Raw genomic sequence first — 12,548 nt, 5'->3', positions numbered from 1 at the left:
ATGATCTTTTCCGAAAGCCGTTTCCACTTCTCGGGATCATGGTCCAAGTGGCGCCAGTTGGGTTCACGAGTGTTTTTTTCGAACGAAGCATGTCCTAGAGCTTGCCCGGATGGATCCAGGTTCGTGCGAAGAAATCGCCTCAGAATAACAGTTGAAGCTTCGCGTCCGATTCAATCAGAAACGAAGTGTTCTTGGCAGAATGAGATCGGGATATTGGATGGCTTTTGACGTTTCGCCCAAACGACTTCGCGCCCTCGTTGAGGACACACCGGCATGGCCCGAACCTGAAGACGATGACATCGTCGCAGAGATCAAGAGTACGATACTGTCAAAGATCGTTCTGGTGGCAGGAAAAGACGTCAAACACGCCGACATCCACGACTGGTACATCGCGGCGGCGCTAACGCTGCGGGATCGTATCGTCTATCAATGGCTCCAATCCGATCGGGCCACTCAGAATCATGGAGCCAAGCATGCCTATTATCTGTCGCTCGAGTTCCTGATCGGACGGTTGCTGACCGACGCGCTGACGAACATGTCACTGATGGAGCCATTCCGAATGGCGATCGAGGACCTCGGCCTCGACTTCGATGAACTACGTAGTGTCGAGCCGGATGCAGCACTCGGCAATGGGGGACTCGGCCGACTTGCCGCATGTTTCATGGAAAGCATGGCGTCGCTCGCGATTCCAGCACGAGGCTACGGCATCCGCTATGAACACGGGCTCTTTCGTCAGATCATCTCAAACGGATGGCAGGAAGAATTTCCCGAACGGTGGTTACTCTCAGGAAACCCATGGGAATTCGAACGCCGCGATGTGGTGTTCGACATCCAGTACGGCGGGCGCCTCGATCATGTCGAGGAGGACGGCAAAGAAGGCCGGACCCTTTGGATACCTGACGAGACCATCCAGGCGATCGCCTACGATACGCCAATCGTCGGCTGGCGCGGCCGCCACGTCAATGCGCTACGGCTGTGGTCTGCACGCGCCGTCGATCCGATGCGCCTCGATACCTTCAACAGCGGCGATCACCTCGGCGCGATGTCCGAGATGGCGCGAGCGCAAGCGATATCGAAGTTTCTATATCCAAGCGATGAAACCCCAGCCGGACGCGAATTGCGCCTCCGTCAGGAGTACTTTTTTGTCTCCGCCTCTTTGCAGGATATTCTCAATCGCCATCTCCATACCGATGGAGATATCCGGTCGCTGCCGTCCCATGCGGCGATCCAGCTCAATGATACCCATCCCAGCCTCGCCGTTCCCGAACTGATGCGGCTGTTAACGGATAGATATCATATTGGCTGGAACGATGCCCTGGACATAACCACGAAGACGATCTCTTACACAAACCACACACTGTTGCCCGAGGCGCTCGAGACATGGCCGGTCGAACTGTTCGAACGGATGCTACCGCGACATCTCGATATTATTTATCGGATCAACGCAGATCATCTTGCGGCCGCGGAAAAGCATTTCGGAGCGGACGCACGCTCTCAGGCGTCGGTGTCGCTGATTGACGAAACCGGCGGCCGCCGTGTCCGCATGGGTCATCTTGCGTTCGTTGGCTCTCATCGCATCAACGGTGTTTCAGCCATGCATAGCGAACTCATGCGGGAGACCGTATTCGCCGATTTGAATAGCCTCTATCCGGATCGTATCACGAACAAGACCAACGGAATTACCTTTCGCCGCTGGCTGCATCAATGCAATCCGCAACTTACCTCCTTGCTACAGGATGCATGTGGGGCAGCAGTACTCGATGAACCCGAGCGGTTACGGATACTGGAGCGACTATCGGACGCCCCTGCGTTCCAGCAGCAGTTTCAGGCCGTGAAACGAGCGAACAAGGTCGCGCTCTCCCAGATCATAGCCAGACAATTCGGGATAGTCGTTGATCCATCGGCGCTGTTCGACGTTCAGATCAAGCGCATCCATGAATACAAGCGCCAGCTTCTCAACGCGATCGAGACCATCGCACTCTATCAGGCGATCCTGGACAACCCGCAGGACAACTGGACACCACGCGTCAAGATTTTCGCCGGGAAGGCCGCCGCGAGCTACCGGCAGGCCAAGCTCATCATCAAGTTCATCAATGACATCGGGAATATCATCAATAATGACGCCCGGATCAGGGATCTTCTCAAGGTGGTCTTCATTCCCAATTACAATGTGAGCGCTGCTGAAGTGATCGTTCCAGCGAGCGATCTGTCCGAACAGATTTCCACTGCCGGCATGGAAGCTTCTGGCACCGGTAACATGAAGCTCGCGCTGAATGGGGCGATCACCATCGGGACGTTCGACGGCGCCAATATTGAGATTGCCGAACATGTCGGTGAAGAGAATATCCATATCTTCGGCATGAGAGCGGACGAGGTCGTGCAGCGCCGCTCCATGGGGCTGGATGCAACCGATATCATCACATCGTCGCCGAAACTGGCCCGCGTGATCGAAGCCATCGAGAGCGGAGTATTTTCACCGGACGATGCTTCTCGTTTCATTCCCATTGCACATGCGCTGCGGTTTCTCGACCACTATCTCGTATCCGCCGATTTCGACGATTACTATCGTACGCAGCGCGCCGTCGACACAAAGTGGGCCAGCCCGGAATGGATCCACTCCAGCATACTCAACGTCGCCCGCATGGCATGGTTCTCTTCGGACCGGACGATTCGGGAGTACGCTGAAGACATCTGGGGCATACCCGTGGTCTGATGCCGACAAAAACCTCGAGCTAAACCGGCACCTTCGGAAGAGCCGTGGGCAACCAGCGTCCGAAAGAACAAGGGCCCCGAAGGGCCCCTGCATCACACCGCGTCCTTCGCAGCCTTGACCGGCCGCGCCCTGACGATCTTTCGGGCGGGTTTCGCCTTGAATGTCATTGGCTCGCCGGTGAAAGGGTTGGTCCCCTTGCGCGCCTTGGTCGCCGGCTTCTTGATCACCACGAACTTCGCGAAACCCGGAAGCAGAAAGGCCCCGGTCTTTTTAAGCTCTTTGTAACCTGTCGTCGCAAGCGCCTCGAGAACGCCCTTTACGTCCTTTTTGGACAATCCGACCTGAGTCGAGATCTTCTCAACGAGCTGCGATTTCGTCATCTGGGTTGCCATCATCGATCCTGTCTGTTGATTCGGCCCGAAAAACAATATTTCCAAATCCAGCTAAAAAAACACGCCTTGTGGGATTTATAACAGCTTACTTCGCACGGAGGGCCGTTCGATCCCCGTGATTTACCGGTAAAAAGCAGGAATCCGCCCGTAGGCGCCGTCAGCAATGCTTCTTTCTATTCGGAGCGGCTTGCCGGCGGTTGTCTCCCCCCGTTTCGCGCACCCCTTCTCCTGGCAGCAAATTGTGCTATGCGCCAGCCATGAAGATCCTCTTCCGCCTCGGCACGGCCGCCCTGATTGCGGCGGTCATATTCGCGACGCTCGGACCGGCGCGCTATCGTCCGCATTCTCAGCTAGGACAAGATGGTGAGCACGCCCTGGCTTTCGTGCTGGTTGGTCTCGCGGTGGGCCTTTCATTTCCCCAACGACGATTGCGCGTGGCAGCGATAGCCATCGTCCTGATAGGTATTCTCGAGATCATGCAGCGATGGGCCCCCGGCCGCCATGCGCGGCTGGAGGATTTTCTGGTCGATGCCGCGGCGGCATGTCTCGGCCTTGTCGGTGCCGCCGCGATCGGTTGGCTTGCCGCACGATTGCATGGATCAAGATCCCGGTAATCTTTACGAGAGCGTCGCCGACCGCATCTAAATCAGAACGATTTACAGCAAACAGAGTCTGCAAATGAACGGCGCTTGCACCATCGCACGCGCTTTTATCCGGGGTGGCAGGCTGCTAGAGCATGTTCGCTTCTGGTTGAATCAGAAGCAGAGCTCTAGATTATTGTTTTGACGCGCTTTCTTCACGCGAACCCGTTTCCACTTCGCTCGAAAACGCTATAAATCCCGCAAAATGTCACGCCTCGCCGCCAGATCGAAAACGAGAGTCGCCGCCATCTCCATAATCGCCAGCGCCAGCATGGCGGCGATCAAACTCATGGTCGGTGTTGCGATCGGCAGTCTGGCGCTGATTTCCGAAGCCCTGCATAGTTCGATCGATCTGGTCGCCACCATCGTCACCTGGGTCGTGGTGCGGATTTCCGACCGTCCCGCCGACGCCGAACACCACTATGGCCATGGCAAAATCGAAAGCCTTTCTGCCCTCGGCGTCATTGCCATGCTGTATGTCCTGGCCGGCGGCATCGTGGTGCAGGCATATACCCACCTCCGCGAAGGCGCGACGCCGCCGACACTTTCCGCCATCCCGTTCATCGTCCTGTTCGTCGACATTGTCGTTAATGCCTGGCGCGCCCGGGCGCTGCACCGGGCCGCGCTCGACACCCGCAGTCAGGCGCTGGAGGCCGACGCCCTGCACTTTGCCTCCGATGTCCTTGGATCGGTCGCCGTCATCATCGGGCTGACCCTATCCGGACTAGGCTATGCGTGGGGTGACGCGGCGGCTGCAATAGGCGTCGCCATCCTGATTTCCCTGTTGGGTTTGCGGCTGGGACGCGCCACCGTCGAAACCCTCCTGGACCGAGCGCCGGAAGGTGCCGCGGAAAAGGCCGGAGCCGCGATCAGGGCGTTGCCGGATGTCGTCGATCTCAAGAGGCTGAGGGTACGAATGGTCGGTCCCCGGCATTTCGTCGACGTCATCGTCGAAGTTCCCCGAACCTATCCGATCGACCGCATCGACGCCATCAAGCAGCAGGCCCAGGATGCAGTGTCCGCGGCTCTCGGCGATGCTGATCTGACATTCACAGCGATACCTGTCGCCCGCGACAACGAAAGCGTCCGCGAACGCATCATGGTGATAGCCCGCAATTTGGGCCTCGCCATTCATCACGTCACGGTGCACGACCTTGGAGCAAAGCTGACGGTCAGCATCGACCTCGAGGTCGACGGCGAAATGGCGCTGGTGGATGCCCATGCCATCGCGCATCGGCTGGAGCACGATATCCGTCACGAATTCGGTGCAGACGTCGAAGTGGATACTCACATCGAGCCCTTGGAACCTGAGCTTCCGCTCGGGACCGATGCTGCCCCCGGGCGCATCCACGCCATCCGGACAGCCCTTTCCGATTTCGCCGCCGGCGGAGCGATTCATGACATTCACAACGTACGCGTCAGAGACACGGAGGCCGGCGAGATCGTCAACTTCCATTGCCGGGCCGCGCCGTCGATGAGCGTCGCCAGGGTGCACGAGAGTGTCGATGAGATCGAACGGGCTTTGCGCCGTGCGTTCCCAAGCGTTAAGCGCGTCATCAGCCACGCGGAGCCGCCGCGCGAAAGCTGAAACTCGTCGACGCGCCAACGTTCCCGTTTCGGACTCAATCGGCGACGGTTGCTAAACTTTTCTGTTGGGCAAAATTCTTTGCGTTAACGAATCGTTGACTCTCGACAGATTCAAAAAATTCGATTCAAATCAAACTGATTCGGAAAGATCAGAAGTCGCTCCGAATCAAGTGCGCGGAAAATTCACATGGGGGCCAAGGCATGGCGCGCGCTCAGGCGGCGAGCGTGTGCGCTCAATCCGATTCGATCAAGGGATTGGCGCAATCGATCGCGAAACCTGCCTATCGCAGGCTGCTAATCGCGGAGCTCGTACTCCGACGCGCCGTCCCAACCCTGATCATCGCTTTCCTGGTGACGATATGCATCGGCGCTCTGGTGCAGGTCATCGACCAGACACGGCAAAAGCAGGCGATGACGAAACACGATCTGCTGGCGCTTGCCGATCTCTTGGCAGAACGGCTTGAGCATGCTGGCGTCATCGATCAGGATCACCCCGCCTCCATCGAACGCCTCCAGAACCTGTTGCCGAAACTCATCCCATCGTGGAGCATCGCGACCGGTCGTCATATCATCGTCACCGGCGTCGATCAGCGCGTGCTTGCGCGGGCACCGGTCCGGGTAGCATCTGGCGAAAGCAGCCGGATGCTTGAACTCATCAGCATCACACAGTCGCCGGCCTTGCGCGGCGCGTCGCCTGCGAGCGTCGCCGATATCGTCCTGCTGGATGGCGGCAGCGTGCTTGCGGTCCAGCGTGTCGTCAGATCATTGCTGGGCCAGGTCACCGTCATCCAGGAAGCCAACGCCGTGTGGCGCCCGGACACCGCACTGTCGATCACCCTGTCGGCCACCACCGGATTCGTGGTCCTGATTCTAGGCTTTGCGTTTCACTGGCAATCCACCAGGGCGCGCGAGGGTGATCTGATCAATGATGCGGTCCGTAGCCGCATCGATACCGCGCTCAATCGCGGCCGATGCGGACTCTGGGACTGGGATCTGTCGCGTGGCCGAATCTTCTGGTCGCAATCAATGTTCACCATGCTCGGCTTGGAAAGCCGCAGCGACCTTCTCACCTTCGGTGAGGTGAGTTCCCTGGTCAATTCCGACGACATTGACCTGTTCGAAGTCGCGGACCAGCTTATTTCGGGAAAGATCGGTCATATCGATCAGAGTTTTCGAATGCAGCACAGCAGCGGACACTGGATCTGGTTGCGCGTCCGCTGCGAACTCAGCCAAAATGCGAGGGGCGGCGCTCATCTGATCGGGATTGCCGTCGATGTCACGGAACAGAAGAGCCTCGCGGAAAAATCGGTAGAAGCCGACCTCCGGCTGCGGGACGCGATTGAATCAATTCCCGAGGCGTTCGTGCTGTGGGATGCAGACGACCGCCTTGTTCTCTGTAACTCTCACTTCCAGCGGCTGCACAAACTCCCGGACAGCGCGGTTGTGGTCGGCACTCCCTATGAGACCGTGGTCGAGGTCGGCCGCATGCCTGAAATCCGGGCGCGGCATTCTGAAACCGGGACGATGACATTGAAGGCGCACACCTTTGACGTGCAGCTCGCTGACGGCAATTGGCTTCATATCAGCGAACGTCGTACCAAGGATGGCGGCTACGTGTCGGTTGGCACCGACATCACCCGAATCAAGGAGCATGAGCAGAAGCTCATCGAAAATGATCTTCGACTGCGGGCAACCGTTATCGATCTGAAACGAACGCAGGCAACACTCGAGCAGCAGGCCATCAAGCTCGCGGACCTCGCGCAAAAATACGCGGACGAGAAAAACCGTGCCGAAGACGCCAATCGGGCGAAATCAAAATTCCTCGCCAACATGAGCCACGAACTGCGAACGCCGCTTAATGCCATTATCGGGTTCTCCGAAATCATGAGCAACGGCATGTTCGGAACCCTCGGTTCGACAAAATACAGCGGATACTGCCGCGATATTCTAACCAGCGGCCAGTATCTGCTCGAGGTCATCAATGATGTACTGGATATGTCCAAGATCGAAGCCGGCCGGACGAACCTCGACATGGAGACGCTTGATCTCACCGGAGTACTCGACGAGTCGTTGCGGGTCGTCTCGGGCCGCACCAGCGACAAGGGCCTGACCTTCGACGTCAGAAGCGATGATGGCATCTCCATCATCGCCGATCGTCGCGCGGTCAAGCAGATCATGGTCAATCTACTTTCCAACGCAGTTAAGTTCACGCCCAACGGCGGACGCGTCATCGCGCGCAGCAAAGTATTCGAGAATTCCGTAACCCTGACGATTGCCGACACCGGAATCGGCATCGCGTCACACGCGCTTCGCAGGCTGGGTAAACCGTTCGAGCAGGTCGAAAGCCAGTTGACCAAAACCCACGCGGGATCCGGCCTTGGCCTGGCTATCGCCAAGTCGCTGGTCAACCTTCACAGCGGCTCCATGCGGATTCGCTCAAAACCCGGTGCGGGAACCGTGGTCCGCGTCACCCTGCCCCGTCACCGCCAGGCGCGACGGCGACCCGTGCCGCAACTCACGTCTTGCCTTCCAGCAATCTGAGAAATACGGCACGGACATCCGCCTGAGTTTCGCGAACGCGCGCCTCGAGCGACGAAAAATCGGGAGCGTCCCCCGCTCGCGCCAGCACCGGCAGCAGATCGTCACCTGCCGTTTCCGGCTTGAACTTGTCGCTGACGCAGAGCCGCAGGATCTGGGTCAGATCGTGATAGAGGCGCGCCGCCGGCCGCAGGATTTCCGCATCCGGCAGCGACAGGACGCCGAGCCGCTGCGCGTTATCGAGCGCCTGCTGGGTATCGATGTTGAGAATGTCCGGCATGTCCGCAGCGTGGACGAGTTGAAGATACTGCGCGATGAAATCAATATCGACCATGCCTCCAGCGGCGCTTTTCAGGTCCCATATATCGTCTTCGCCTTTTTCCAGCGCGATCGCGCGGCGCATCTCCGCGACATCGCTCGCGATAAGGCGGGCGTCGCGTGGTCGTGTCAAAACATCGCGAATGACTCGCTCGATCCGCGCACGAAATTCGAGCGACGACGAAATCACTCGCGCCCGCGTAAGCGCCATGTGTTCCCAGGTCCATGCTTCATGCTCCTGGTATTCGGCAAATGAACCAATATGCGAGGCAACGGGACCGGAGCGCCCGGACGGGCGCAGCCGCATATCGACCTCATAGAGAACGCCGTAGTTTGTTCGCGTCGTGAATGCACTGATGAGACGCTGGGTGAAGCGCGCGAAATACTGCGCGCCGTGCAGCGGCCGCGCGCCATCGGAATCCGGATGATCGGAATCAAAATCATACAGCAGGATCAGGTCGAGATCGGACGATGCGGTCATTTCGCGGCCGCCAAGCTTGCCCATGGCCACAATCGCCGTCTCCTGCCCGGAGATCTGGCCGTACTGACCTGCGAACTGGTGCCTCACCAGTCCATGCACGGTATCTACGATACCTTCGGCGACGTCGGCGAACACATGCCCCGCCTGCCGCGCCGATACGGTGCCGGACAGGATGCGGGTGCCGATCAGGAAAAGGCTTTCCTGGCCGAACAGCCGTATCCGGTCGAGAAACTCCTCGTAAGAGCCCGCGTCCTGGAGAGTGGCCGAGAGCCGCGCCGACAACTCCAGCCGGTCCGGCATGGCGCCGAAAAAGCGAGGATCAATCAGCCCGTCCATGATCTGGGGCCGTCGAGCCAGCATGTCGGCAAGCCGTGGTGCCGCACCAAGCACAAGCGCAACCAGCGCGACGAGATCCCTGTTCTGGCTCAGCAGCGATATCAACCGGCCGCCGCGCTGCAGCGCCTGCAGGAAGCGATCGAACGCCATCACGGCGCTGTCCGGCTCCTCAGCACGCGCCAGGCCGTCGATCAGCGTCGGCACGAACGCTTCAAACGCGGCGCGCGGCGCCTCGGCCTTGAGGGCGCGGTATCCGCCTGCCATCCATTGCCGGATGGTGTCGGCCACCATTCTCGGTTGCTTGAAGCCGAGCTTCGCCAGATGATCGAGAAGTTGCGCGTCGTCGGGCCCGGCCCTGTAATCCGCGACAGGATTGTTTACCGAACCGACGGGGTCGCCCTCGAACAACCGACTGTAATGCCCCTGCACGCAATTCAGATGCGCCAGCAGTTCGGCGGCGAAACGCGCCCGATCCTCAAAACCCAGGAAGCGGGCGAACCGCTCCATCGCCTCGCCATCCGCGGGCAGAACGTGGGTCTGCTCGTCGGCGACCATCTGAATGCGATGCTCAACCCTTCGCAGAAACAGATAGGCAGCGGTTAGTTCGTCCCGTGCCTGATGGGTGATCCAATCGCTTGAAGCGAGGATATTCAGCGCCTCGAGCGTCGGGCGCACGCGTAATTCTGGATGCCGCCCGCCAGCCACCAACTGCTGGGTCTGCGCGAAGAACTCGATCTCGCGGATACCGCCGCGTCCGATCTTGACGTTGTGGCCTTCGACCGCGATCTCGCTTTGCCCGCGAAAGGTCTGCATCTGCCGCTTCATGTCGTGAACTTCGGCCAGGGCCGCAAAATCGAGATGCTTGCGCCAGACGAATGGCGATATCTCCGCGATCATGGTCTCGCCGGCCTTCCGGTCGCCAGCGCAGGGCCGCGCCTTGATCATGGCGGCGCGCTCCCAGGTCCGTCCTTCCCGCTCGTAGTAGTCGAGCGCGGCGACGGTCGAGACGGCCACCTGCGTTGACGCGGGATCCGGCCGCAAACGTAGATCGACCCGGAAAACGTAACCGTCGCCGGTTCTTTGCTGCAACAGGCGCGCAAGTCCCTGCGTGAGGCGCACGAAAAAAGGCTGCGCCTCGATCCCGCTCGCGAGCGTCGGAGCCGCAAGATCGAAGAATACGATCAGATCGATATCGCTGGAATAGTTGAGCTCGCCGGCGCCCATCTTGCCCATTGCGAGCACCACAAGGCCGCTGGCGTCTTCCGGATGGTCGATGTCAGGAGGGTTCAGGCGGCCACGCCCTGTCTCCTGCCGCAACAGGAATCGCAACGCGCTCTGGACCGCCGCAACGGCAATGTTGGTCAATCCGGCCGTGATCTGCATCACCGGCCAAACTCCCCCGATGTCGCACAGCGCGATCAACAGCGCGGCCTCCATCTTGACCGTCCGGAGCCGCCTCATGGCTTCGGCTTCATCGGCAGCCTCCGCAGCCTCCCATATGTCGGCGATCAGCCGCCCGAGATGGCTTCCGGGATCGCCCCGGAGCAGGCGAAGCATCCGCCCGGGATCGGAGCGCATCAGATCAAAAAGATAAGGCGAGGATTCCGCGATGCCGAGCAGGATGGCCTTGACGTGCGGAAATGTGCCGGCCAGCGTCCTGATCTCGTCCGATTGCTGCGGCGTAAGATCGGACAGCCAATCCTCAAGCCGGCGTTCGGCTTCGAAAGGCTCGAACAGCTTCGGTCCGTCCGCAAGACGCGCCGCCAGGCAGGCCGGGTCCGCGTCGTCCTTAACGGATGAAATCATGCATCATTCTGTTGCACGTCCACCGTCGGGGCCGCAAGCCCTGAAGCGCTTCGCGCGGGTATCGATAAAGCGGCGCGCAGACCCGGCTGAGCATCATCGAGCGTGAGATCACCGCTGTGCAACCTGGCCACCGCCGACGCAAGACTGAGACCAAGTCCGGATCCGGCCAAGGTCCGGCTGGTCTCGAGCCGCACGAACCGTTCGACCGCGCGCTTGCGGTCGGCTTCGGGAATCCCGTCGCCATGATCGGTCACGGCGAGAAGGATCCGATCGCCATCACGGCGAGCCTCGATGAGGATCGTGGCGTCGGTCGCGACGGCATCCGCCCCGAGCGGCGGCGAGGCCGGCTTCGGCTGTCCGTATTTGATCGCATTCTCGACGAGGTTTGCAAGCGCCTGGCTTATCAGCTCGCGATTGCCATGCAGCGGTGCGAACCCCGTCTGAACCCGGAGCTTCATTCCGTTGTCTTCGGCCAGCGGCTCATAGAGTTCGTGAATGCCCTGCGCGACGTCCGCCGCGTCGAAATCGGCCATGTTGTCGCGTGCATGTCCAGATTCCGCCCGAGCGATCATCAAGAGTGCGTTGAAGGTGCGGATCAGGCCATCGGATTCCTCGATCGTCTGTTCCAAGGCCGCGCGATAATCGCTCTCATTGCCGGACCTGGCGAGCGCTTCCTCGGCGCGATTGCGTAGCCTCGTCAACGGCGTTTTGAGGTCGTGGGCGATATTATCCGACACTTCCCTCAAACCGTTCATCAGCGCTTCGATGCGTTCGAGCATCGCATTGAGATTTTCCGCCAGCCGGTCCAGTTCGTCGCCGCTGCGGCCGACGGGAAGCCGACCGCTGAGATCGCCAGCCATAATACGCTTCGTGGTCCCGGTCATTGCATCGATCCGGTGCAGTACGCGCCGCGCCACGAAGATGCCCCCGCCAAGGCCCAGGACCACGACGATCAGCAGCGACCATTGCGCGGCCGAAGCGACCACGCCGATAATGCGATGACGCTCCTCCAGATCGCGACCAATCAGCAACCGGAAGCCGTTCGACAGTTCAGTGACGCGCACCAGCGCGTGGTGATGAGCCTGATCCTGCTCGTCGAGCCTGCGGTAGGCAGTTTCGGCCCAGCCGGCGGTCTCCATCACACCGGGCTGAAGCGACCCGACATTGCCCGCGACCCCAAGTCCCGCCGGCGTCGTCACCAGATAAAGGTTGGAGCCCGGCCGCAACGCGCGATTCTCGATGGCGCCGACCAACCCGCGCAAGCCACGGCGGTTGAAGACGCCGGTAAGCAGCCCGATTTCCTCGCCCACTGTCGCCGCGATCTGATCGGTGATCAGGCGGCGGGTATTCCAGGCAAAGTATCCCAGAAGAGAAGCCGCGAACAGCGCGAACAACAGCAAATAGACCAACGTCAGCCGAAATGCCGTGGTACGGAACAGCTTGCCGAACGCCGTCACGGATCAAATCCGTCTAGGGTGTTTCGCATGTCTCAAATCTACCCATTATGGACTCACTTAGCACCCGCAACGGGCGACCCAAAGTGACAATGAGTTCATGATAATGAATTCAGAAGGGAAAGCCGACTTGACCGGCTTACCGAAATCACGGCGCCGCCGTAGGCATGTCGGCTTGCCAGGGTGCATCGGCAATCAAGATCGACCAGCAAAGATGGACAGGGAGAGCGGACTCCTTTAGATAGTCGAGAATCCAATAGATAATCGAAGATCCAGCCCTCA

General features: G+C 59.7%; 7 protein-coding genes. 4 read left to right on the top strand and 3 right to left on the bottom strand.

The annotated features are described in order from the left end of the window. Positions 1-217: 217 nt before the first annotated feature. Positions 218-2,713, top strand: a complete 2,496-nt coding sequence (locus tag NWI01_RS01215) for a glycogen/starch/alpha-glucan phosphorylase (RefSeq protein ID WP_141381919.1) — start codon at positions 218-220, stop codon at positions 2,711-2,713. A gap of 92 nt (positions 2,714-2,805) precedes the next feature. Here NWI01_RS01215 and NWI01_RS01210 read toward each other — a convergent pair whose 3' ends face one another. Beyond that, positions 2,806-3,105, bottom strand: coding sequence for an HU family DNA-binding protein (locus tag NWI01_RS01210; RefSeq protein WP_141381956.1), 300 nt, complete (start codon positions 3,103-3,105; stop codon positions 2,806-2,808). A gap of 257 nt (positions 3,106-3,362) precedes the next feature. On the opposite strand from NWI01_RS01210, the gene NWI01_RS01205 reads away from it, so the two are divergent. The 3 genes from NWI01_RS01205 (at position 3,363) to NWI01_RS01195 (ending at position 7,874) form a co-directional block, all read left to right on the top strand. Next, positions 3,363-3,719, top strand: coding sequence for a VanZ family protein (locus tag NWI01_RS01205; RefSeq protein ID WP_141381918.1), 357 nt, complete (start codon positions 3,363-3,365; stop codon positions 3,717-3,719). 298 nt (positions 3,720-4,017) lie between these two features. After that, positions 4,018-5,334, top strand: a complete 1,317-nt coding sequence (locus NWI01_RS01200) for a cation diffusion facilitator family transporter (protein ID WP_244613595.1) — start codon at positions 4,018-4,020, stop codon at positions 5,332-5,334. Between the two features lie 200 nt (positions 5,335-5,534). After that, positions 5,535-7,874, top strand: a complete 2,340-nt coding sequence (locus tag NWI01_RS01195) for a PAS domain-containing sensor histidine kinase (protein ID WP_141381916.1) — start codon at positions 5,535-5,537, stop codon at positions 7,872-7,874. Here the strand turns inward: NWI01_RS01195 and NWI01_RS01190 are convergent. Beyond that, positions 7,849-10,812: a bifunctional [glutamine synthetase] adenylyltransferase/[glutamine synthetase]-adenylyl-L-tyrosine phosphorylase gene (locus tag NWI01_RS01190; RefSeq protein WP_141381915.1), complete on the bottom strand. Its 2,964-nt coding sequence runs from the start codon at positions 10,810-10,812 to the stop codon at positions 7,849-7,851. The genes NWI01_RS01195 and NWI01_RS01190 overlap by 26 nt on opposite strands. Further along, complete coding sequence (locus NWI01_RS01185; protein ID WP_141381914.1) at positions 10,809-12,269, bottom strand: ATP-binding protein; 1,461 nt, start codon at positions 12,267-12,269, stop codon at positions 10,809-10,811. The genes NWI01_RS01190 and NWI01_RS01185 overlap by 4 nt, the downstream gene beginning before the upstream one ends. Positions 12,270-12,548 lie beyond the last annotated feature (279 nt).

Source organism: Nitrobacter winogradskyi (assembly GCF_006539545.1).
GTDB classification, from domain to species: Bacteria; Pseudomonadota; Alphaproteobacteria; order Rhizobiales; family Xanthobacteraceae; genus Nitrobacter; species Nitrobacter winogradskyi_A.
The sequence above is the reverse complement of the archived record's forward strand: the minus strand, read 5'-3'. Positions and strand labels throughout refer to the sequence as shown.